The organism is Actinoplanes auranticolor (assembly GCF_018332655.1).
Taxonomy (GTDB): Bacteria; Actinomycetota; Actinomycetes; order Mycobacteriales; family Micromonosporaceae; genus Actinoplanes; species Actinoplanes auranticolor.
The window spans coordinates 152,667-174,740 of sequence record NZ_BOQL01000014.1; the positions used below are offsets into that span (position 1 = coordinate 152,667).

20 protein-coding genes are annotated in these 22,074 nt (G+C 72.7%); 9 read left to right on the forward strand and 11 right to left on the reverse strand.

Features of this window, described 5'->3' with window-relative positions:
- Positions 1 to 49 precede the first annotated feature (49 nt).
- Positions 50 to 823 carry an SDR family NAD(P)-dependent oxidoreductase gene (locus Aau02nite_RS06620; RefSeq protein WP_212987404.1) on the reverse strand — a complete coding sequence of 258 codons (774 nt, stop codon included), beginning with the start codon at positions 821 to 823 and terminating at the stop codon, positions 50 to 52.
- A gap of 23 nt (positions 824 to 846) precedes the next feature.
- On the opposite strand from Aau02nite_RS06620, the gene Aau02nite_RS06625 reads away from it, so the two are divergent.
- The gene (locus Aau02nite_RS06625) at positions 847 to 1,206 is read left to right on the forward strand and encodes a VOC family protein (RefSeq protein WP_212987405.1); all 360 of its coding nucleotides are present in this window, start codon (positions 847 to 849) and stop codon (positions 1,204 to 1,206) included.
- Here Aau02nite_RS06625 and Aau02nite_RS06630 read toward each other — a convergent pair.
- The 5 genes from Aau02nite_RS06630 to Aau02nite_RS06650 all read right to left on the reverse strand — a co-directional run bounded on the left by Aau02nite_RS06630 (position 1,203) and on the right by Aau02nite_RS06650 (position 5,770).
- Complete coding sequence (locus Aau02nite_RS06630) at positions 1,203 to 2,009, reverse strand: inositol monophosphatase family protein (RefSeq protein WP_212987406.1); 807 nt, start codon at positions 2,007 to 2,009, stop codon at positions 1,203 to 1,205. The genes Aau02nite_RS06625 and Aau02nite_RS06630 overlap by 4 nt on opposite strands.
- Positions 2,002 to 2,457 carry a response regulator gene (locus Aau02nite_RS06635; RefSeq protein ID WP_212987407.1) on the reverse strand — a complete coding sequence of 152 codons (456 nt, stop codon included), beginning with the start codon at positions 2,455 to 2,457 and terminating at the stop codon, positions 2,002 to 2,004. The genes Aau02nite_RS06630 and Aau02nite_RS06635 overlap by 8 nt, the downstream gene beginning before the upstream one ends.
- A 28-nt stretch (positions 2,458 to 2,485) precedes the next feature.
- Positions 2,486 to 4,081, reverse strand: coding sequence for a sensor histidine kinase (locus Aau02nite_RS06640; RefSeq protein ID WP_212987408.1), 1,596 nt, complete (start codon positions 4,079 to 4,081; stop codon positions 2,486 to 2,488).
- Complete coding sequence (locus Aau02nite_RS06645) at positions 4,078 to 5,274, reverse strand: PP2C family protein-serine/threonine phosphatase (RefSeq protein ID WP_246594948.1); 1,197 nt, start codon at positions 5,272 to 5,274, stop codon at positions 4,078 to 4,080. The genes Aau02nite_RS06640 and Aau02nite_RS06645 overlap by 4 nt, the downstream gene beginning before the upstream one ends.
- A 148-nt stretch (positions 5,275 to 5,422) precedes the next feature.
- Positions 5,423 to 5,770 carry a hypothetical protein gene (locus Aau02nite_RS06650; RefSeq protein WP_212987409.1) on the reverse strand — a complete coding sequence of 116 codons (348 nt, stop codon included), beginning with the start codon at positions 5,768 to 5,770 and terminating at the stop codon, positions 5,423 to 5,425.
- 98 nt (positions 5,771 to 5,868) lie between these two features.
- On the opposite strand from Aau02nite_RS06650, the gene Aau02nite_RS06655 reads away from it, so the two are divergent.
- Positions 5,869 to 8,277 (forward strand): M28 family peptidase, encoded by a 2,409-nt coding sequence (locus Aau02nite_RS06655; RefSeq protein WP_307857850.1) that lies wholly within the window; start codon positions 5,869 to 5,871, stop codon positions 8,275 to 8,277.
- On the opposite strand, the gene Aau02nite_RS06660 is transcribed toward Aau02nite_RS06655, so the two are convergent.
- On the reverse strand, positions 8,234 to 8,518 hold the full coding sequence (locus Aau02nite_RS06660; RefSeq protein WP_212987410.1) for a Smr/MutS family protein: 285 nt from the start codon (positions 8,516 to 8,518) through the stop codon (positions 8,234 to 8,236). The two genes, Aau02nite_RS06655 and Aau02nite_RS06660, sit on opposite strands and share 44 nt — an antisense overlap.
- Positions 8,515 to 8,901: a tetratricopeptide repeat protein gene (locus Aau02nite_RS06665; protein WP_212987411.1), complete on the reverse strand. Its 387-nt coding sequence runs from the start codon at positions 8,899 to 8,901 to the stop codon at positions 8,515 to 8,517. The genes Aau02nite_RS06660 and Aau02nite_RS06665 overlap by 4 nt, the downstream gene beginning before the upstream one ends.
- Before the next feature lie 177 nt (positions 8,902 to 9,078).
- On the opposite strand from Aau02nite_RS06665, the gene Aau02nite_RS06670 reads away from it, so the two are divergent.
- A complete protein-coding gene (locus Aau02nite_RS06670) occupies positions 9,079 to 11,244 on the forward strand; it encodes a hypothetical protein (RefSeq protein ID WP_212987412.1) in 2,166 nt (721 codons plus the stop codon).
- 6 nt (positions 11,245 to 11,250) lie between these two features.
- Here Aau02nite_RS06670 and Aau02nite_RS06675 read toward each other — a convergent pair whose 3' ends face one another.
- Complete coding sequence (locus Aau02nite_RS06675; protein ID WP_212987413.1) at positions 11,251 to 12,894, reverse strand: RCC1 domain-containing protein; 1,644 nt, start codon at positions 12,892 to 12,894, stop codon at positions 11,251 to 11,253.
- A 186-nt stretch (positions 12,895 to 13,080) separates the two neighbouring features.
- Between Aau02nite_RS06675 and Aau02nite_RS06680 the strand changes: the two genes are divergently transcribed.
- Together Aau02nite_RS06680 and Aau02nite_RS06685 are read left to right on the forward strand one after the other, a co-directional pair.
- A complete protein-coding gene (locus Aau02nite_RS06680) occupies positions 13,081 to 13,818 on the forward strand; it encodes a response regulator transcription factor (protein ID WP_212987414.1) in 738 nt (245 codons plus the stop codon).
- Entirely contained in the window at positions 13,796 to 15,334 is a 1,539-nt protein-coding gene (locus Aau02nite_RS06685; RefSeq protein WP_212987415.1) for a sensor histidine kinase, read from the forward strand. The genes Aau02nite_RS06680 and Aau02nite_RS06685 overlap by 23 nt, the downstream gene beginning before the upstream one ends.
- On the opposite strand, the gene Aau02nite_RS06690 is transcribed toward Aau02nite_RS06685, so the two are convergent.
- Positions 15,300 to 15,710: a hypothetical protein gene (locus tag Aau02nite_RS06690; protein WP_212987416.1), complete on the reverse strand. Its 411-nt coding sequence runs from the start codon at positions 15,708 to 15,710 to the stop codon at positions 15,300 to 15,302. The genes Aau02nite_RS06685 and Aau02nite_RS06690 overlap by 35 nt on opposite strands.
- 270 nt (positions 15,711 to 15,980) lie before the next feature.
- Between Aau02nite_RS06690 and Aau02nite_RS06695 the strand changes: the two genes are divergently transcribed.
- From Aau02nite_RS06695 to Aau02nite_RS06710, 4 genes are all read left to right on the forward strand, one after another.
- The gene (locus Aau02nite_RS06695; RefSeq protein WP_212987417.1) at positions 15,981 to 17,057 is read left to right on the forward strand and encodes a 3-deoxy-7-phosphoheptulonate synthase; all 1,077 of its coding nucleotides are present in this window, start codon (positions 15,981 to 15,983) and stop codon (positions 17,055 to 17,057) included.
- Positions 17,058 to 17,130: 73 nt separating this feature from the next.
- On the forward strand, positions 17,131 to 19,194 hold the full coding sequence (locus Aau02nite_RS06700) for an ArnT family glycosyltransferase (protein WP_212987418.1): 2,064 nt from the start codon (positions 17,131 to 17,133) through the stop codon (positions 19,192 to 19,194).
- Positions 19,195 to 19,329: 135 nt separating this feature from the next.
- Complete coding sequence (locus Aau02nite_RS06705; protein ID WP_212987419.1) at positions 19,330 to 20,571, forward strand: bifunctional glycosyltransferase family 2/GtrA family protein; 1,242 nt, start codon at positions 19,330 to 19,332, stop codon at positions 20,569 to 20,571.
- An 87-nt stretch (positions 20,572 to 20,658) separates the two neighbouring features.
- The gene (locus Aau02nite_RS06710) at positions 20,659 to 20,958 is read left to right on the forward strand and encodes a DUF3040 domain-containing protein (RefSeq protein ID WP_212987420.1); all 300 of its coding nucleotides are present in this window, start codon (positions 20,659 to 20,661) and stop codon (positions 20,956 to 20,958) included.
- 24 nt (positions 20,959 to 20,982) lie between these two features.
- On the opposite strand, the gene Aau02nite_RS06715 is transcribed toward Aau02nite_RS06710, so the two are convergent.
- Positions 20,983 to 22,074, reverse strand: a complete 1,092-nt coding sequence (locus tag Aau02nite_RS06715; RefSeq protein ID WP_246594949.1) for a DNA glycosylase AlkZ-like family protein — start codon at positions 22,072 to 22,074, stop codon at positions 20,983 to 20,985.

The window sequence follows — 22,074 nt, forward strand, 5'->3', positions numbered from 1 at the left end:
TCGTGAGCGCGGTGACTCTACCGCGCCGCACGTCGAAACGGCAGCGCGCTCACGTCGACGAATATCCACCGTCGACGAAGAGTGTCTGGCCGGTCACCGCAGCGCTAGCGGCACTCGCCAGATATACCGCGCATCCGGCGAAATCGCTCGGCACCCCGTTGCGGCCGATCATCGTGCGCCGGGCATGCGCGGCGACCTTCTCCGGATCGGCGAAGACCGGCTCGGTCAGCGGCGTGTGCACCACTCCGGGGGCTACCGCGTTGCAGCAGACGCCACGGGCCGACCACGCCTCCGCCTGCGACCGGGTCAGGGCCACCAGACCGGCCTTCGAGACGCCGTAGGCGCCGCTGTTGCCGTACGCGCGGAAGGCCTGCTGCGACACGACGTTGATGATCCGGCCCCAGCCACGGGCGGCCATCGCCGACCCGAAACGCTGCCCGAGCTGGAAGGGCGCGGTCAGGTTGGCGGCCAGCGTGACGTCCCAGTCGTCGTCGGTCAGCGCGTCCATCGGCGGCCGCCGGTTCACCGCCGCCGCGTTGACGAGGATGTCCGGTTCCCCGTACCGGGTGACGATCGTGTCGATCGCGGCCGCGAGCGCCGCCCGGTCGGCGAGATCCGCCGGGACCGCGCCGGCCTCGACGCCGTCGGCGGTCAGTTCGCCGATCGTCTCGGCCAGCGGCTCCGGGCGCCGGGCGACCAGCACGATGCGGGCGCCGGCGCGGCCCAGCGCGCCGGCCATGGCCCGGCCGATCCCGGAACTGCCGCCGGTCACGACCGCGGTCCGGCCGGCCAGACCGAAAAGCTCAGACAGGTACGCAGACATGGGGGCACCCTAATATCCGAAGTATGGCGTTCACCGAGGCGTTTCCTGTCATCACCGTCACTGACCTGCCGGCCGCCGTCGCCTTCTACCGCGACGGGCTGGGCTTCGCCGAGCAGTACCGGTTCCCCGCCGAGGGCGAGCCGGTCTTCGTGACCCTGCGGCTGGGCACCAGCGAGCTGGGCATCGGCGCCGACACGACAGCCGGCTACGAGCTGTGCGTCTACGCCGACGACTGCGACGAGGCCGTCGCCCGGCTGCGCTCAGCCGGCGCCGAGATCCTGGCCGAGCCGGCCGACCAGCCCTGGGGCGAACGGCTGGCCCGGGCCGTCGACCCCGGCGGCCACAAGCTGATGATCCTGTCGAAGCTGTCGGGCCTGCCCTAGGCGAACAGGGCGGCGTGCGCCGTACGCCAGATGTCCTCGTTGGCCGCGACCAGCAGACCCCGCTCCGAGTCGGTCGCCCGGTACGGCGAGCCGTCCAGGTGCAGCACCGTGCCGCCGGCCTCGCGCACGATCAGTGAGCCCGGCACGTGATCCCAGGGCAGGATCCGCCAGAAGGTGGCGAACTGCTGCTCGTCGGAGACGACCGCCGGATACTCGTAGCCCGCGCAGTGGTGGCCGCCGGTCACCGTGCCCAGCGTGGCGATCCGCGACTCGATCCGCCGGCGCAGGTCGTCGGGGAAGTAGTTGCGCGACAGCGAACCGGTCAGCCCGGACGCACCCGGGTCGTCGGTGCGGGTCTTGATGCGCAGCCCGTCGATGAACGTGCCGCTGCCCGCCTCCGCGACCGTCATCCGGTCGGCGACCACGTCGAGGATCCAGGACGCGGCCGGCTCCCCGTCGCGCAGCAGCGCGACCATCACCGCGAACGGGGTCTTGCCGGCGGCGAAGTTGTTGGTCCCGTCGACCGGGTCGACGATCCAGACCGCGCCGGAGTCACCGACCCGGGCCAGCACGCCCGGATCGGCCGCCACGGCCTCCTCGCCGACGACCTGCGAGCCGGGCAGCAGCGCGGTCAGGCCGGTGGTCAGCGCCCGCTCGGACTCCTGGTCGGCGATGGTGACCAGGTCGCCGGGCGACTTCTGGTGGATCTCGGCGTCGCTCAGGTGCCGCCACCGGGGCAGCACGATGGTCTGCGCCACCTCCCGGACCAGGGTGGTGACCTCGTCGATCAGGTCGTCACGCACGCGGCGGCAACTTCACGACGCTGACGAAGAACTCGTCGATCTGCCGGATCACCGAGATGAACCGGTCGAAGTCGACCGGCTTGGTGACGTAGGCGTTGGCGTGCAGCTGGTAGCTGCGCAGGATGTCCTCGTCGGCGGCCGAGGTGGTCAGCACCACCACCGGGATGCGGCAGAGGTCGTCGTCCTTCTTGACCTCCTCGAGCACCTCCCGGCCGTCGCGGCGGGGCAGGTTCAGATCGAGCAGGATCAGGTCGGGCCGCAGCGCATTCTCGTACGGGCCCTCGCGGCGCAGGTAGGCCAGCGCTTCGGCACCGTCTGACACCACGGTCAGCCGGTTACGGACCTTGTGCTCCTCGAACGCCTCCTGCGTCATGAGCACGTCGCCCGGGTCGTCCTCGACGAGCAGCACCTCGATGGGTGTGCCGTCCTGCCGCACCGCACCCGTCATGCTGGGCCTCCTTCAGCACGTTCCGGACTCATGCCGCGACCTCATCCTGTTTCCGGGGCTCCGCCACCGGCACGCCGGCGAGCAGAGGCAACGTGAAGTAGATCGACGTGCCCTCGGCCACCTCGAGGTCGAGCCAGATCCGTCCGCCATGGTATTCGACGATCTTCTTGACGATCGCCAGCCCGATGCCCGTGCCCTCGTACGCGTCCCGCGCGTGCAGCCGCTGGAAGATCACGAAGACCTTGTCGGCGAACTCGGGCTCGATGCCGATGCCGTTGTCCCGGACGTTGATCTGCCACTCGTCCTCGAGGCGCTCGGCCGACACCCGGATGACCGGGGCGACGTCCGGGCGGCGGAACTTCAGCGAGTTGCCGATCAGGTTGACGAACAGGGTGGTGAGCAGCGGCTCCTCGCCCTCCACGGTGGGCAGGTCGGACCAGTTGATCTCGGCGTCGTCGCCGGCCCGGGCCTCCAGCTGCGACTTCACCTCGGTCAGCACCCGGTCCAGGTCCACGTCGGTGAAGCCCGCGGTGAGCCGGCCGATCCGGGAGAACGCCAGCAGGTCGTTGATCAGGCGCTGCATCCGCTGGGCGCCGTCGACCGCGAAGGCGATGTACTGGTCGGCGCGCTCGTCCATCTGACCCGCGTAACGGCGCTGCAGCAGCTGGCAGAAGCTGGCCACCTTGCGCAGCGGCTCCTGCAGGTCGTGCGAGGCCACGTAGGCGAACTGCTCGAGGTCGCGGTTGGACCGGGTCAGTTCCTCCGCCTGCTGTTTGAGCTGGTCGTTGACCCACTCGATCTGCCCGCGGGCCTCGCGCACCTCGCTCAGCTCGCTGGCGATCTGTCTGCGCATCCCGTCCACGTCGGCGGCCAGCACGCGCAGCTCGGGGGAACCGCCGCTGGTGATCTGCTTGTCGTAGTCGCCGCGGGCCACCTCCCGGACCTGCTCGGCCAGCTCGGTCACCGGCCGGCTGACCAGGCGGTCGAGCAGCAGGAGCAGGATCGCGCCGGCCAGGATGACCACCACCGCGGCGAAGATCTCCAGGGCGACGAGCACGGTGCCGGTGCGCTTGGCCGACGCCGCGGAGGCGTTGCGGACCACCAGAATGTCCTGCTGCAGGTCGGTGATCGCCGCCCGCAGCGCGTCGAACTGCCGGGTGTCCGCGCGGTCGATCAGCGCCTGCCCGGCCGCCGGGCCCTCGTCGCGAACGGCGTTGATCACCGGCTCCGCGACCGTGGCACGCCACTGATCCGCACGGAGCTGCACCTGCTGGAGCGAGGCGCGCACCGCCGGGTCCCCGTCGGGGCCGTTGAGCCGGTTGATCTCGTCGAGCAGTCGCTGCTGGGCGGCCAGGCCGTCGTTGTAGGGCTTCAGGTTGTTCTGGTCGCCGCTGATCGCGTACCCGCGGATGCCGGTCTCCTGATTGACCACCGCGGTGTTGAGGCTCTCGCCGGAGGCCCGCATCGGGCCGGTCTTGTTCAGGATGTTGTCGATGTGCTCGTTGCTGTCCGCGGCGGTGATCGCGGCGAAGGCACCGAGGATCGCCAGCAACAGCGCGACGGTCAGCGACAGGGCGACCACCCGGCGGCGCAACGTCCAGGTGCGCAGGTCGAGCAGCTTCATCGGCCGCCGCCCCGGGAGATCAGCAGCATCGCCACGTCGTCGGCGAGCGGGCCGCCGTTGCCCTGCTCGGCCCGGCCCACCAGCCACGCCGGGAGCGCGGCCAGCGGCACGTCCTTGGCGGCCGGCTCGGCGAGCACGCCGCACAGACCGTCCACGTCGAGCCGTTCGTTGCCCACGCCGGTGTGCCCCTCGATCAGTCCGTCGGTGTACATCAGCAGGGACCAGTCATCGCCGGAGAGCTCCACGTCGGTCGCGGGGGTGGGGGTGGGTTTGACGCCCAGCACGATGCCGCGGCGGGCGGCGACCGGCTCGGCCCGCCCGTCTCTGAGCAGCACCGGCGGCGGATGGCCGGCCAGCCGCACGGTGGCCCGGCCGGCGCTCAGGTCGAGGACCACCGACGCGACCGTGGCGAAGACCTCGCGGGCGCGCCGCTCGCTCATCAGGACCTGCTCCAGCGCGCCCAGGATCTGGTCCTCGGGCACGCCGCCGAGCACCAGCGCCCGCCAGGCCACCCGGAGCTCGACGCCGAGGGCGGCCTCGTCCACGCTGTGCCCGCAGACGTCACCGACGATGACGTGCAGCCGGTCGGGGCCGACCTGCACCACGTCGAAGAAGTCGCCGCCGAGCAGGCCCATCGCCCGCCCGGAGCGGTAGAACGTGTGCACCGCGACCTCGGTGGTCTGCATCAGCGGCTGGGGCAGCAGGCCGCGTTCGAGCCGGGCCGACTCGGCCTGGCGCAGCTCCACCTCGCGCAGCCGCTGGGTGTTCTCGTCGGCGCGCTTGCGCTCGACCGCGTACCGCAGGGCGCGGACCAGCAGGACGCCGTCGACCTGCCCCTTGACCAGGTAGTCCTGGGCGCCCTCGGCGACCGCCGCCACCCCGAGGTGCTCGTCGGAGCGGCCGGTCAGCACACAGACCGCGGCGCTGCCGGCCACCGCGAGCAGCTTGCGCAGGCCGTCGATGCCCTCGGCGTCGGGCAGCCCCAGATCCAGCAGGACGCACTGCACGCCGCGCATCATCGGCCGGGCCTCGCGCAGGCTGGTCGCCACCCGCAGGTCGAACAGCGCACCCGCCTCGGCGAGCAGCTCCTTGACGAGGAACGCGTCGCCCTCGTCGTCCTCGACCAGCAGGATGCGCAGCCGTTCGGGGGCTTTCAACCCCGCCGGCGGCACCGTGAGAGCGCGTTCGCTCACCACGCCACCCCGCACGACGGGGTGCGCGCAACGGCGGCTCCGGCGCGGTGGGAACGCTTGATGGCTCGACTCCTTCGGGCGTGACCCGCTGATAGTCCACCACCGGCTGCGGACGCACAACACCGGACACCCGCGGCAGCGGCGCGGGTCACGCCGGCGGCCCGTACGACTGGTCCTCGGCCACCCGGCGGGCGTGCTCGGCGATCACCTGACCGAGGATGCCGTGCAGCCGGCCGCAGTCGCCGCAGTGCAGGTTCTCGTCCAGGCGCCGGCTGCCGCAGCCGGTGCACGTGCCCCGGTCGGCGGGGTCCCGGTACGCCTCCAGCGCCCGGCACATCGCCCGCACGACATGGTCGCTGACCTGGAACGTCGCCTCCCCGAGCGCGGTACGCAGGCCGAGCACGGCGACGGGACCGCCCTCGGGCGCCGGGTCGTAGCAGGCGACCCGGTCGATGAACTCGGCGAACACGGCAGGGGGGTCGAGCGGGGCGGTCACCGCACAAAGTTATGTCACCGCTTCGAGAGATCCACGGGGTACCCGGGCGGGGTCACAGCGGCTTAGATGTCATCCGAGGCGTCGTGAAGGAGGCTCACGTGGGCGTACCGCGGATCGAGGCCGCGTCCCGGGCCCTGGCCCGGCCCACCCACCGGGTGGGCGCGGCACTGCTCGCGGTCGTGTTGCTGCTGTTCGTCGCGGTGGCGGCGCAGCAGTCCGTGCAGCCGCCCGGGGCGCGGGCCGTCGATGCCCCGGCCGCCGAGTTCAGCGCCGGACGCGCGTTCCAGCAGGTCCAGGCGATCGGCACGCAGCCGCACGTGGCGGGCAGCGCGCCCGCCGACGCGGTCCGCGAGCGTCTCCTGACCACCCTGCGCGGCCTGGGCCTGAGCCCCGAGGTGCAGGACACGGTGTCGGTGCAGGGCGGCGAGTTGTCGGCGAGCGCCGGCGGCAGCGGCCTGGCCCGGGTCCGCAACGTGGTGACCCTGCTGCCCGGCACAGCGTCGACCGGCCGGATCTTCCTGGTCGCGCACTACGACTCGGCCCAGGTCTCACCCGGCGGCAACGACGACGGGGCGGGCACCGCCGCGATCCTCGAGATTGCCCGGGCGCTGGCGGCCGGACCGCGGCTGCGCAACGACGTCGTGCTCGTGCTCACGGACGCCGAGGAGGCCTGCCTGTGCGGGGCGAAGGCGTTCGTGGATCAGCATCCGCTGGCCCGTGACGGTGGCGTCGTGCTCAACCTGGAGGCCCGCGGCAGCACCGGACCGGCGATCATGTTCGAGACCGCGACGGACAACGCGGGCCTGACCGGGGTGTACGCCGAGGCGCCGCGGCCGGTGGGCACCTCGTTCGCGGTCGAGGTCTATCGGCTGCTGCCCAACGACACCGACTTCACCCCGTTCCTCGATGCGGGCTTCACCGGCTTCAACAGCGCGTACATCGACGGCTCGGCGGTCTATCACGCGCCGACCGACACCCCGGCGACGATGGACCGGGACAGCCTGCAGCACCTCGGCGCGAACACCCTGGCGCTGACCCGCGAGCTCGGTGGCCGCGAGCTGCCCGCGCTGCGTTCCGACGGCGACGCGGTGTATTTCCCGGTGCCCGGCGGGCTGGCGGTCTACCCCGGTTCGCTGACCTGGCCGCTGGCCGCGCTGGCGTTGCTGGCCGTGCTGGCGCTGGCCTGGCTGGCCCGGCGTCGCGGGCTGGCCACCGGGGCCCGGCTGGCGGGCGGCTTCGGGCTGGCCCTGGTGCCGCTCGTCGCGGCCCCGGTGGCGGCCCAGCTCCTGTGGGCAATGTTGAAAGTCATCCGGCCGGGGTACGCCGCTCAGCTCATCGACCCGTACCGGCCGTTCTGGTACAGGCTGGCGATCCTGGCGCTGACCGCGACGATCGTGTTCGCCTGGTACGCCCTGCTACGCCGCCGGATGAGCCCGGCGGCGCTGGCCGTCGGTGGCCTGGGCTGGCTGGCGGTGCTCGGCCTCGCGCTGGCCGCCTTCGCTCCCGGCGGCTCCTACCTCGCGGCCCTTCCCGCCCTGGCCGGTGCGCTCGCGGGCATCGTCGCGGTGCTGCTGCGCGGCTGGTGGTCGGTGCTGGCGGTGACGGTGGGCGCGGCCGTCGCAGTCGTGGTGCTGCTGCCCACGGTGGTCATGTTCTTCCCGGCCCTGGGCCTGGCGCTCGGCGCTGCCAGCGCATTCTTCGCGACGCTGCTGGCCCTGGCCACGCTGCCGATCGTCGATCTGCTGCATCCGGAGGCCGGGGGCCAGCGCGGGATGGTGGCGCTGCGGGCCCGGCGGCTCGGGGGCCTGCCGACGCTGGTGGCGGCGCTCACCGCCGTCGCCTGCGTCGGCCGTGGACCGCTTCGACCGGGCCCACCCCTCCCCCACCCACCTGATGTACGCCCTGGACACGGACACCGGCCAGGCGCGCTGGCTGAGCCAGGAGAGCAGGCCGCAGGAGTGGACAGGTCAGTACGTCACGGACGAGCCGGCGCCGGTCATCGAGACCTTGCCGGCGTTCGGCCCGGAGGAGGTGTTGAGCGGACCCGCCCAGCCCGCGCAACTGCCGGCCCCGACCCTGACCCCGTCGGCCAACACGACGACCGGGGGCCTGCGCACCGTGGCCTTCCGGCTGACCCCGCAACGAGCGGTACGCCTGATCACCGTGCACGTCAACGCCGAGGCGACGGTCAGCGCGGCCACGGTCTCCGGCCGTCCGGTGCCCACGGACAAGAAGGCCGGCGGACCGTGGGGCTTCGGCTTCGTCTTCCATGCGCCCCCGCCGGAGGGCATCGAGGTGAGGCTCACCGTCCCCGCGGGGACCCCGCTGCGCCTGCGCGTGATGGACGCCAGCGACGGGCTGTCCGCCCTGCCCGGCTTCCGGCCCCGGCCGGCGGATGTCGGCATCGTGGGGTCACACAGCTCGGAGATGCTCGCGGTGGCGCACACCTTCACGCTGTGACGGCTAGCGTCCGCGCCGGCCCTTGCCCTGGGCCGACTCGAACTTGAAGTGCACGAAGAGCCGTCCCCAGTTGTCGCCGTCCTTCTCGACCCGGTGGTAGAGCTGCTTGATCTCCTTCTGGTCCAGGAATCGGATCACCTTCTTCTTGAGGGCGCCCGAGCCCTTGCCCGGGATGATCTCGACGAGCGTGGCCTTCTTCTGGATGGCCTCGTCGATGACGTCGCGCAGCGCCTTGTCGATCTGGGTGCCCTTGTTGAAGATGTCGTGCAGGTCCAGCTTGATCTTCACGTCTGCGTTCCCCGTCCCTCGTCGTTCTTGCCCAGCCAGGTCTCGACCCGCCGCAGCGCCTCGGTGTAGTCACCGTGATTCTTCATCGCCGCGGCCAGCCGCAGGTGCGGCAGGGCCTCACGGAAGCGGCCGGCCCTTTCGAGGGTCCGGCCGAGGACGTGGTGTGCGTAGTGATCGGAAGGATCATGTTCGATCAGCGTTCTCAGCTGCGCCTCCGCTCCGCCCAGCTGCGCCGAGTTGAAGTAGGCGCGGGCCAGCAGCTGGCGGACCGCGGTGTTGTGCGGCTCGGCCTCGACGATCGGTTCCAGCAGCCGGGCTGCCCCGAGAGGGTCGCCGGACTCGAAGAAGAATGTGGCCCTGCGGTACTCCTCGAGAAGATCCACGACCCCGCTCCCCACGCTCGCGCACCAGCGACTGATTTTTCCCGCGGCGGAAAACCCAGGCAAAACCGCACCTGAGACAACGCTGGCACAACAACTGCCGAACGGCGAGTGTTCCAGTGGCCCAAGCTTCCCGACATTTCCCCCCATTCAGCAACCCTCGCGGCACAGAATGCCGGGGTGGGGGACTTCCCGCTCCATCTCGTCCAGGCGCCGCGACGTCACCGGTACGCGCGCGCCAAAGCGCTGCTGATCGGGCTCCTCACGCTGGCCATGTGCCTGTTGCTGGCCGGCGCGACAGCACGGCCCGAACTGCGCTCGGCGGCCTTCGCGATCCCCGGCATGACCGCGATAGGCTCCCCGCCCACCGGTCGCTCCTGGGCCCCGGCACCCCGGGACACCGGCGGTCTGCGCAGTCTGGCCACTGCCGGCCGGGGTGAGTTCGCCCTGCACACGGCGGCCGGGGACGTCACCTTCCTGCCCGGGGTGAACCTGGGCAGCACCACGCCGGGGCATCAGCCCGGTGAGCTGTCGGTGAGCACCGGGCAGTACCGGACCTGGTTCGCGGCGATGACGTGGCTGGGCCTGCGCGTGGTGCGGATCTACACGATCCACCCGCCGTCCTTCTACACCGAGCTGGCCGCCCACAACCGGGCGAACCCGGACCAGCCGCTCTATCTCATGCAGGGCGTCTATCCGCCCGACGAGTCGTACGCCGAGAAGAACAACCTCTTCGACCGGGCCGTCACGACCGCGTTCCAGCGGGAGATCAGGGACGCCGACCGTGCGGTACGGGGCCGGCTCACGCGTACGCCGCAGCCGGGCCGGGCCGACGGCACCTGGACCGCCGACGTGACCCCGTGGCTGGCCGGCTGGATCATCGGCGCCGAGCTGGACCCCGTCGCGACCGCCCGTTCCGACGCCCGCAACGCCGCCGCTCCCCCGGTGCGTGGCCGCTACATCCGGAGCGCACCGCGGGCGACGCCGACCGAGCGCTGGCTGGCCGCCCGGCTCAACGAGCTGGCGACCCTGCAGGCGGCGGCCGGGCTGAGCCAGCCGCTCGCCTTCGTCAACTGGCCGACCACCGACCCGCTACGCCATCCCCAGGAGCCGCTACCGGAGGAGGATCTGGCCCAGCTGGACGCGAACCACGTGGTGGCGACCGCGAACTGGCCGGCCGGGACCTTCGCCGGCTACCACGCCTACCCGTACTACCCCGACTTCCAGCGGCACGAGCCCGCGCTGCTGGCCCACCGGTACGCGGGCCGCGCCGACCCGTACGCGGGTTATGTCGCCGCCCTGAAGCGGCACCACGGTGACCTGCCGACGCTAATCACCGAGTTCGGGGTGCCGTCGTCTCTCGGGTCGGCGCACAACGGCCCGCTCGGGCGCAGCCAGGGCGACCACAGCGAGCGCGAGGCCCTGCGGATCGACGCGGAGCTGCTGCGGCTGATCCGCGACGAGGGCCTGGCGGGCGGTTTCCTCTTCGCCTGGGTGGACGAGTGGTTCAAGATCTCCTGGAACACCCGGCTGCATCAGGACCCCGAGCGCCGCCAGCTCTGGCACGACCCGCTCACCAACGAGCAGCACTTCGGCCTGATCGCGATGGACGCGACCGGCTCTCCGGAGGCGGGCACCGATTATCTGCTGGACGACGAGAACGGCTGGCCGGCGCGGCGGGTCACGGCGCGGGTCGACGAGGCGTACCTGCGGTTGCGGGTCGGGCTCGGCAACCCCGTACCGAGCACGCTGACGCTCGGGTTCGACGTGCTGCCCGGGCTGACCGGCGAGCCCGCTCCCGGCACCGCGAACCGCAGCGCCGACGCCGCGTTCTTCCTGGACCTGGTGGCCCGGACGGGCCAGGCGTACCTGCGCCGGCAGCTGGACCCGCTGCCGCTGGACATCAAGATCCCGGTCGCGGCCCGCGGACCGGCGGCCATCGGCTGGCAGCGTTTCGAGCTGATCGTGAACCGGGCGCGGACCGTCCCGGGCACCGGGCAGAAGCTGCCGGCCGAGCTGCAGAACGCGGGCGTGCTGCGGTACGGCAGCCCGGACACGGACAGCCGGGCCCTGTGGGAGCGCGACGGCGACGATCTCGTGGTGCGGGTGCCCTGGGCGATGCTGGGTTTCGCGGACCCGTCCCGGCACATGGTCGGCGTACCGGCCGGGCGCAAGCTGACCCTGCAGGCCGCGCCGGGCGTGGGTGTCACCGTGTCGGCGACCGGCACCGACCAGACGACCGGGCACGCGACCTGGGTGAACTGGAGCCGGCCGTACTACACCGAGCGGCTCAAGCAGGGCGCCGAGCAGTTCCGCGACGCCGCGCTGGAGACCGCGGGCCCCTGACGCGGGTCAGGACCGGCGGACGAGCCTGGCGGCCAGTCCCCCGCCCAGCAGCAGGGTGCCGAGGGCGATGAGGGCGATCGGGCTGAGCCCGGCGACCGGCAGGCCGGCGCCCGACCCGGGCAGGACCGACACGCTCATCCGGCGCGGTTGCCGGGTGTCCGCGGGCAGCGGCGCCGCGGCCGTGGGCGTGGCCGTGACGAACTCGCTGACGGTGAGGCCGTCCCCGGTGCGGACGACCACGGCGACGTCGTACTCCCGGTCGTTGCGCAGGCCGGTCAGCTCACAGCCGTCGGCGGTGGCGACGGTCAGCGTGCAACCGGACTCGTAGCCGGCGGTCGTCGCCCAGAAGTAGGCGAACTCCCCGGAGCCCAGGTCGGCCGGCGGCTGCCAGTCGACCCGCAGACCACCGTCGAGGGCGCGCACCCGGATGCCGGTCGCGGTCCCGGGCGGCCGGGGCAGACCCGCCACCGGTACGGGCACAGCACTCGCGACCGTCCGGCCCGTACCCAGCTGCCCGTCGGCACCGGCGCCCCAGCAGTACGCGTACCCCCGGGTGTCGAAAGCGCAGCTGTGGTCCGCGCCGGCGTCCAGATCGCGCAGCGCGGGCCCGGCGGTGCCGACCGGCACCGCCCGGGCCACCGAGCGGCCGCTGCCCAGCCGCCCGTCGGCCGCGGCGCCCCAGCAGAAGGCCCGGCCGGCCCGGTCCAGCCCGCAGGTGTATTCGCCGCCCGCGCTGATCTCGCCGAGCGCGGCGGCCAGGTCGACGTCGACCGGCTCGGGCTTCGCCTTGCGGGTCCCGGACCCGAGGGCCCGGGTGCCCCAGCAGGAGGCCCGCCCCTCGACCGTGAGCGCGCAGGCCTGCGTCCCGCCGACCGTGACCTCACGGATCCGGCCCCGCATCGGCCCGTCCGCCCCGACGGCCACCGGCTCGTCGCGGTCACCGCGACCGTCGGTCCCGAGCTGGCCGTAGGCGTCCGAGCCCCAGCAGTACGCGGCACCGGCGGCAGTCACGGCACAGGTGGTGTCGCTGCCCGCGGCGATGTCGACGACCGGGCCCCGCATACCGCTGCCCGCGCCGACCCGCACCGGCACCGCCGACCCGCGCAGCCCCGGTACGCCGAGCTGGCCGTGCGAGCCGTCGCCCCAGCACCAGGCGCCGCCCTCGTCGTCCACGGCACAGGTGTGCTGCGCGCCTGTGGTGATCTCCACCAGGTTCCGCCCGGCCGGTCCGGTCACCGCCACGGGGGCGTCCCGGTCGGTCCGCGCGCCGTCGCCGAGCTGTCCGGCGGAGTCGTCGCCCCAGCAGTGCGCGGCGCCGCGGACGTCGATCGCGCAGGTGTGCGCCTTGCCGGCGTCGACCGCGACGGCTTTGTGCAGGGCGAGCACCGCCTGCCCGGCGGGGTGCGCGGCCGGCCCGTCACCCAGTTGCCCCGACGAGTCGTCGCCCCAGCAGTAGAGCTCGCCGAGGCTGGTCAGGGCGCACGAGTGGGCGCCGCCCGCGGTGATCGTGGCCGTGCCCGGACCGGCGATCCGGATCGTGTCGGCGTTGATGCCGGGCGGGTACGGCCCCTGCGAGGACGCCGCCGGGGCCACCGGCAGCACGATGAGGGCGAGCGCCGCGAGGGCACCACCGAGACGACCCAGTCGCAACCGTTCCTCCGCTCTCTCTCGCCGGCACAACGCGGGACATTATGCGGAGTTTTAAGGTTTTAGTCCGTTTCCGACACGCTCCGGCCGGTGCTGCATGAAAACCAAGGTCAGCCCGTGTCCCGGACACACAGGTGCTACACAGGAAGCGGAAAGGCAGCGCAAAGCGTGGCCCGCGACAGTGGGGACATGACGATGGCGAACGCGGACAGCAGCACGGAGCTCCGGCGCCCCGACGGCGGCCCGGTCCGGGTGCTCGTGGTCGACGACGAGCCCACGCTGGCCGAGCTGCTCTCCATGGCCCTGCGCTACGAGGGCTGGGACGTGCGCAGCGCCGGCGACGGGCAGACCGCCGTCCGGACCGCCCGCGACTTCCGCCCGGACGCCGTCGTGCTCGACATGATGCTGCCCGACATCGACGGCCTCGAGGTCCTGCGCCGGCTGCGCGGCGAGTCGCCCGAGGTGCCGGTGCTGTTCCTGACCGCGAAGGACTCGGTCGAGGACCGGATCACCGGCCTGACCGCCGGCGGCGACGACTACGTCACCAAGCCGTTCAGCCTGGAGGAGGTCGTGGCCCGGCTGCGCGGCCTGATGCGCCGGATGGGCCACTCCCCGATGCGGACGGACTCCGAGCTCATCGTCGGTGACCTGAGCCTGGACGAGGACAGCCACGAGGTGCGCCGCGGGGGCGACCTCGTGACGCTGACGGCCACGGAGTTCGAGCTGCTGCGGTACCTGATGCGCAACCCGCGCCGGGTGCTGAGCAAGAGCCAGATCCTGGACCGGGTGTGGAACTACGACTTCGGCGGCCAGGCCAACGTGGTGGAGCTGTACATCTCGTACCTGCGCAAGAAGATCGATGTCGGCCGCAACCCGATGATCCACACCATGCGCGGAAGCGGTTATGTCCTCAAGCCCGCCGACTGAGGCCCGCCCGGCGCGATGGAACCCGGCCGGCTGGCCGCTGCGCACCCGGCTGGTCGCCATCATGATCGCCCTGTTGGTGCTGCTGGGCCTGGTCGTCGGGGGCACCGCGGAGATCTACCTGCACAAGTCGCTGTACCAGCAGCTCGACGCGAAGGTCCTCGAGACGAACGTCCGCAACCGCTGGGACGGCCGCGGTCCCCTTCCCCTCGGCGACAGGCCACCCCCGGGCTCCCAGACCAACTGGATCGTGACGCGTCTGGACAGCATCGGCGCGGTCACCAGCGGCGGCATCGTCGCCATCGACACGGACGCGGACGGCGTCTACGTGGCCTACTACAAGAAGCTGGCCGATCCGACCGTCGCGCGGCTCGCGTCGGTGGCGCCGGACAACACCCCGAGAGACCTCAACCTCGGCGCCGACCTCGGCGACTACCGCGTCGTGTCGGCGCTGAACGAGCGCGGCGGCGTCAGCATCACCGCACTGCCGCTGGACTCCACCCGGGCCACGCTGCTCCAGGCCGCGCTGGTCACCGGCGGCGCCGTGCTGGCTGCCCTGCTCATCGCCGGCTGGGCCGGGGCGTTCATCGTCCGCCGTACCCTCCAGCCGTTGTCCCGGGTGGCCGCCACCGCGACCCGGGTCTCGGAGCTGGAGCTGGACCGGGGTGAGGTCGAGCTCGCCCAGCGCGTGCCCGCCTCGGACACCGACCCGCGCACCGAGGTGGGCCAGGTCGGCTCGGCGCTGAACCGGCTGCTCGACCACGTCGGCAGCGCACTCGAGGCGCGGCACGCCAGCGAGATGCAGGTCCGGCAGTTCGTCGCCGACGCCAGCCACGAGCTGCGTACCCCGCTCGCCGCGATCCGGGGCTACGCCGAGCTCAGCCGCCGCAGCCGCCGGCCGGTCCCGGAGGAGATCGGCCACGTGCTGCGCCGCGTCGAGTCCGAGGCCGAGCGGATGACCGCGCTGGTCGAGGACCTGCTGCTGCTCGCCCGCCTGGACGCCGGCCGGCCGCTGGCCCAGGACCCGGTCGATCTGACCGTGCTGGTGGTGGACGCGGTGAGCGACGCGCACGCGGCCGGTCCCGGGCACGACTGGCAGCTCGACCTGCCCGCGGAGCCGGTGACGGTCACCGGTGACGCCCAGCGGCTGCATCAGGTGCTGGGGAACCTGCTGGCCAACGCCCGGACGCACACCCCGGAAGGCACGACCGTGACGGTCGGGGTGGGTGAGGCCGGGGGCGCCGCGGTGCTGACCGTGACCGACGCCGGGCCCGGCATCCCGGTGGAGTTGCAGCCGCACATCTTCGAGCGGTTCGCGCGCGGGGACAGTTCCCGGTCGCGGGCGGCGGGCAGCACGGGCCTGGGGCTGTCGATCGTGTACGCGGTGGTCACCGCACACGGCGGCACGGTCTCGATGCACAGCGTGCCGGGCCGGACCGAGTTCACCGTGCGGCTGCCGATGACGGCAGCACCCGCCCCGCCACCTACCCCGGGTGTCCCCGTCGCAGCCCGTCCATGAGCACGTCGCGCAGGTCCTCCAGCAGTGCACCGGCGGCCTCGCCGTCGGTGACGTGCAGCTCCAGCGGGACCGACTCGCGGTCGCGGCCCACGATCACGTCCAGCGCGCACAGCGCCCGCCCGGCCAGCTCGCTCGTCACGTCCGGGCACGCGGCGGCCAGCAGCCGGTCGTCGAGCCAGGGCCGGGTCGCCGCGCCGGGCAGCCCGGCCGCGATCGCGGCGATCGCGGTCAGCGCCTGCGTCGGTGGTATCTCACCCAGCAGGACGGACGGCGTCTCCCAGACCCGGAGCACGACCGCTGCCACGGCCTGTCTGCGCCGTGCCGGCGGAAGCTCGGCCAGGCCGTCCAGCAGGTACGGCGCGCTCGCGTTGTTCATGTGCTCAATCGCAGCACAGCAACTTGCACGTGCCCATACCCCGGCTGACGGACACCCGGACGCCGCGATGAGCTAAGCTCACCGCGTGTCCTGGACGTATCAGTGGTTTACGAGGCCGGCTCCCGCCGGTGCCTCAGCCATGATCCCATGACCTGAGACACCCCGTAGGGCCGGCCGAGGCAGCGACATTCGTCGCTGCCTTTTCGTTTGCACGAAAGCCGGTCACACCGGGGCCGCCGGCCCCCGGTCCCGGCGGAGGAGAAGACAGCCGTGACCATCCCCGAGGTGCAGCGGGTCAGCGACCAGCGCATCGAAACCGTCGTGCCGCTGATGAGCCCCGCGCTGCTGCATCACGAGCTGCCGCTGACCCACGAGTTGTCGGCGACCGTGCTGGACAGCCGCCGGCAGGTGGAGGCCGTGCTCGACGGCCGAGATCCGCGCCTGCTCGTCGTCGTCGGCCCGTGCTCCGTGCACGACCCCGTCGCCGCCACCGAGTACGCCGACCGGCTGCGGCACGAGGCCGCCCGGCTCGCCGGCGACCTGCTGATCGTGATGCGGGTCTACTTCGAGAAGCCGCGCTCGACCGTGGGCTGGAAGGGACTCATCAACGACCCCGGGCTCGACGGCACCGGCGACGTCGGCAAGGGCCTGCGGGTCGCCCGGGCGCTGCTGCTCGAGGTGCTGGGCCGGGGCCTGCCGGTCGGCGTCGAGTTCCTGGACCCGATCACCCCGCAGTACATCGCGGACACGGTGGCCTGGGGTGCGATCGGCGCCCGTACGGTGGAATCGCAGGTGCACCGCCAGCTCGCCTCCGGGCTGTCCATGCCGATCGGCATGAAGAACCGGCCCGACGGCAGCATCGCCACCGCCATCGACGCGATCAACGCCGCCGCGGCGCAGCACGTGTTCCCCGGCATCGACGTCTCCGGCACCCCGGCGATCATGCACACCACCGGCAACCCGGACTGCCACCTGGTCCTGCGGGGCGGCAAGGGCCCGAACTACAGCGCCGCAGACGTCAACGCCGCGCTCGGTCAGCTGCGCGCCGCCGGCCTGCCGGAGCGGCTCATCGTCGACTGCTCGCACGGCAACAGCAACAAGGACCACCTGCGCCAGCCGATCGTCGCCGACGACGTGGCCGGCCAGCTGGAGGCCGGCCAGCAGGGCATCAAGGGCGTGATGCTGGAGAGCTTCCTGATCCCGGGACGGCAGGACCTGGGCGGCGAGCTGGCGTACGGGCAGAGCGTCACCGACGCGTGCATGGGCTGGGAGCCGACGGTCGGGGTGCTGGAGCGGCTCGCACTCGCCTCCGCGAAGCGCCGGGCGCTCACAGGCGGCGCACAGTAACGGCATAAGGGGCCGACAGGGGGGCGGAAGACAGTAACGAGGTCACTGCTTCCGCCTGCCTGAAGGATCCCCGATGACCACGACGTTGCCTGTACCGCCGACGGTGTCGCCTCCCGCGGACCGTCCCCGGTCCCGCCGGCCGGGCCTCCTGCGGGGCCGTGCGGAGGACCCGGCCTGGGTGCGGCCCGCCCTGCTCGCGTTGCTCCTGCTCACCGGCATCCTGTACGGGTGGGGGCTGGGCGCCTCCGGCTGGGGCAACGCGTTCTACTCGGCGGCCGTGCAGGCCGGTTCGGAGAGCTGGAAGGCCTTCTTCTTCGGCTCGTCCGACGCGGCCAGCTCGATCACCGTCGACAAGACCCCGGGTGCACTGTGGATCATGGCGCTGTCGGTCCGGGTCTTCGGCCTCAGCTCGTGGAGCATCCTGGTGCCGCAGGCGCTGATGGGGGTCGCGACGGCCGGCCTGCTCTTCACCACGGTCCGCCGCTGGTACGGCCCGGCCGCCGGCCTGCTCGCCGGCGCGGTGTCGGCGCTGACCCCGGTCGCCGTGCTGATGTTCCGGTTCAACAACCCGGACGCCCTCCTCGTGCTGCTGATGGTGGCCGGTGCCTACGCGACCGTCCGGGCCGTCGAGAACGGCTCGACGAAGTGGCTGGTGCTGGCCGGGGTGTTCGTCGGCTTCGGCTTCCTCACCAAGATGCTGCAGGCGCTGCTGGTGGTGCCGGCGTACGCGCTGGCGTACCTGTTCGCCGGCCCGCCGAAGCTGGGCAAGCGGATCGGGCAACTGCTGCTGGCCGGGCTGGCGGTGGTCGTCTCGGCCGGTTGGTACATCGCGATCGTCGAGCTGATGCCGGCCTCGATGCGGCCGTACATCGGTGGTTCGCAGAACAACAGCCTGCTGGAGCTGACCCTGGGCTACAACGGCCTGGGCCGGCTCAACGGTGAGGAGACCGGCAGCGTCGGCGGCGGAGGCGGCGGCGGGTGGGGTGAGACCGGTCTGCTGCGCATGTTCGACAGTTCGCAGGGCGGGCAGGTCTCGTGGCTGCTGCCGCCCGCCCTGATCGTGCTGGTCGCCGGGCTGGTGCTGACGCTGCGCGCGGCACGGACCGACCGGTCGCGGGCCGGGCTGATCCTGTGGGGCTCGTGGCTGGTCATCACCACCGGCGTCTTCAGCTTCATGCAGGGCATCTTCCACGCGTACTACACGGTGGCGCTGGCTCCGGCGGTCGGCGCGGTGGTCGGCATGGGTTCGGTGCTGCTGTGGCGGCGCCGCACCGACGTCTTCGCGGCGCTGACCCTGGCGGCGGCGATCGCGGTGAGCGCCTGGTGGTCCTTCCACCTGCTCGGCCGCAGCGCCGACTTCGTGCCGTGGCTGCGCTGGGTCGTGCTGGCAGGCGGCATCGTGGCAGCCGTCGGCATGCTGGCCGGACTGCGGCTGCCGGCCCGGATGGCCCTCGTCATCGCGGGTTTCGCCCTGACCGCGGTGCTGGCCGGACCGGCCGCGTACGCGGTGCAGACGGCCGCGACGCCGCACACGGGCTCGATCCCGTCGGCCGGTCCGGCCTCGCCGGGTGGCGGCTTCGGCGGCCGCGGCGGTGGTCCCGGTGGCGACGGCGGCCGCGGTCAGCGCGGCACGCTCCCGGGCGGCTTCCCCGGCGGCGGCTTCCCGGGCGGCGGCACTCCGCCGGGCGGCGCAACCGGCACGGTGCCGGGCGGCACAGCTGCCGGCGGCGGCCTGCGCGGCGATGGCGGCATGGGTGGACTCTTGAACGCCGCCACGGTCAGCGACGAGATGAAGTCGCTGCTGGACGCCGACGCGGACCGGTACACCTGGGTCGCCGCCGCGGTCGGCTCGCAGAGCGCCTCCGGCTACCAGCTGGCCACCGGCGACCCGGTGATGGCGATCGGCGGCTTCAACGGCAGCGACCCGTCCCCCACCCTCGCGCAGTTCCAGCGGTACGTGGCCGACGGAAAGATCCACTACTTCATCGGCGGCGGGCGCGGCGGCTTCGGCGGCGGGCGCGGTGGCACCGGCTCGGGCGGCAGCGACGCCAGCTCGCAGATCTCCGAGTGGGTCGCCGCCACCTTCACCAGCCGGACCGTCGACGGCGTGACCCTCTATGACCTCACCACCCGGTAGATGACAACCGGAACACGGGCGGCCCTCCACGCCGGGGGCCGCCCGGTCGGCGTGTCACCGCGAGGGAACAACACTCACAGGGCCGCCACAGGGTCGCCACAATCCGGGCAAAGCCGCGACCCCGACCTTGGTGGCATGAGCCTTCCCATGCTGCCCTCGCTCGACGTGGTCATCCCGGTCCACAACGAGGAGATCGACCTCGAGCCGTGCGTACGCCGGCTGCACGAGTACCTGCGGGCCGAGTTCCCGTACCGGTTCCGGATCACCATCGCCGACAACGCCAGCACCGACTCCACCGCCGAGGTGGCCGCCCGCCTCGCCGAGGTGCTGCCCGGCGTGACGGCCGTGCACCTGACCGAGAAAGGCCGGGGGCGGGCGCTCAAGTTCGTGTGGACCCACTCCGACGCGGCGGTACTGGCCTACATGGACGTGGACCTGTCGACCGACCTCGGCGCGCTGCTCCCGCTGGTCGCCCCGCTGATCTCCGGCCACTCCGACCTGGCCATCGGCACCCGGCTGGCCCGCGGCTCCCGGGTGGTACGCGGGGCCAAGCGCGAGTTCATCTCCCGCTCCTACAACCTGATCCTGCGCGGCACCCTGGCGGCCCGCTTCTCCGACGCCCAGTGCGGCTTCAAGGCGATCCGCGCGGACGTGGCCGGCCGGCTGCTGCCGATGGTGGAGGACACCGGCTGGTTCTTCGACACGGAGCTGCTGGTGCTGGCCGAGCGGGCCGGGCTGCGCATTCACGAGGTGCCGGTGGACTGGGTGGACGACCCGGACAGCCGGGTGGACATCGTGGCCACCGCGCTGGCGGACCTGCGCGGCATCGCCCGGCTGACCCGGGCCCTGGGCACCGGCCGGCTGCCGCTGGGTGCCCTGCACGAGCAGCTGGGCCGCAATCCGCTGCCGGTCGCCGGGGTGCCGGCCGGGCTCACCGGCCAGCTCCTGCGCTTCGCCGCGGTGGGGGTGGCCAGCACGCTGGCCTACCTGCTGCTCTACGCGCTGCTGCGCACCGGCGCCGGCCCGCAGGCGGCCAACCTGGTCGCCCTGCTGGTGACCGCGGTGGCGAACACGGCGGCCAACCGGCGGCTCACCTTCCGGGTACGCGGCCACGACGGCGCCTGGCGCCATCAGGCTCAAGGGCTGGTCGTCTTCGCCGTCGGGCTGGGCCTGACCAGCGGCTCGCTGGCGCTGCTGCACACCCTGAGCGATCCACCGACCAGCGTGGAGCTGGGCGTGCTGATCGCCGCCAACCTGGTCGCCACCGGGGTGCGTTTCCTGCTCATGCGGATCTGGGTCTTCCGCGCCACACAGCCCGTGGCGGCCGCACGGGCAGCCGAGGTGAACGCAAGTGCCCCGACTGTAGGAATTCGGTGACCAGCGGGTAACAATGGCATGGATCGGGACCGCCCCACGGGCCCGGTCGATGTGCCTTTCAGTCCGGGCCCCGCCGGAGGTGGCGACATGCTCAGCAAGGAAGACAGCCGCAGGCTGGCGCAGCTGGAACGCCAGCTCCGCCGGGACGACCCGGACTTCTGCGCCCGGATGCGCGGCGACCTGCTCGCCCGCCGACGCATGCCGCTCTCGCTCGTGCTGACCGGGGTGGTGATCTGGGCCGCGGCCCTCACCCTGGGCGTCTTCGGCTGGTGGGGCGCGGCGGCCGTGGCCGCGGTGTGGGGGACGGTGATCGTGGCGGCCCTGGGCTACCGCTGCCGTCCGGGCCGCGACGCGATCCACCCGGACCTGCCCCCGCGGATCTGGTAGTCGCCCACCCGCAGGACCGCAGGCTCAGCTGAAACTGACGGCGGCCTCGGACGCTTCCCGGGCGCGGGCCACCACGGCCGCCTCCTCCTGCACCGCCTTGCGCTCCTTCGCGGAGAGCGTGCCGAACGGCGTCACCGTGAGATCAACGCGCTTCTTACCGGCCATCTTGGCCCGCCACACCCCGGCGATCTCACCGTCCACCAGCAACACGCCCGGGTTGCCCAGCAGCTTCCAGATCTCCTTCTGCCGGGCGCGATCGGGCACCAGCACGTCACGGTCGCGGGCCTGCAGCAGCGGGTCCATCGCCGGCAGCAACCGCACTCCCGGCGCCGGCTCGGCTGCCGACAGCTCCGCCACCGATCCGCTCGGCAGCCAGGCCTGCCGACCGTCGATGCGCACCTCGGTGAGGTCGCCGGGCCAGACCTTCTTCATCTCCGCCGTCGAGCTGCCGAGGTATTTGCCCAGCTCCATCGGCGTCGCCGGCCCCAGCAGGCGCAGGTAGGTCGTGATCAGCGCCGCGATGCCGGCGTTCTCCGCCGGCAGCGGCGGGGCGTCGCGGATCGGGCCGAGCGTCGCGTCCTTGCCCCGGGACTCGACCTGGACTCCGCCGGCCAGCCCGGAGTGCTGCCAGACGTTGCCGGCGATGTGCCGGGCCGCGCAGCTGCGGCAGTCGTAGGTCAGCACCGCCGGGACCCGGGCGCTGACCTGGGTGCTGACCGCGCCGCGCGGCATCGAGGAGTGCACCACCTCGCGGAACGCCTGTGCGGTCAGCGTGAAAGCCCGGATGCCGAGCTGGCCGGCCTGCGGGATCTGCCCGCTCTTGATCCGGGCCGCCGCGTCCGCGTCGCTGACCGGCCAGAGCGCCTTGACCAGCGACTTCAGGTCCTTGCGGCGATGCAGATGCGGCGCCCCGCGGGCTGCCCACACCATCAGGAGACGGTCGTCGGAGAGCTCGGCCTGGGTGCGCGCCGCCAGCGCCACCTGCACCGAACCGGGGGTGTACTCCTGCACGCCCAGATCCAGCACGGGCAGCTCACCCGGGCGCTTCCGGCCGCGCTCGGCCAGCCCCAGGGCAGCCACCCGGTATGCCATGACCTGCCTGCGGTCCACGTCCAT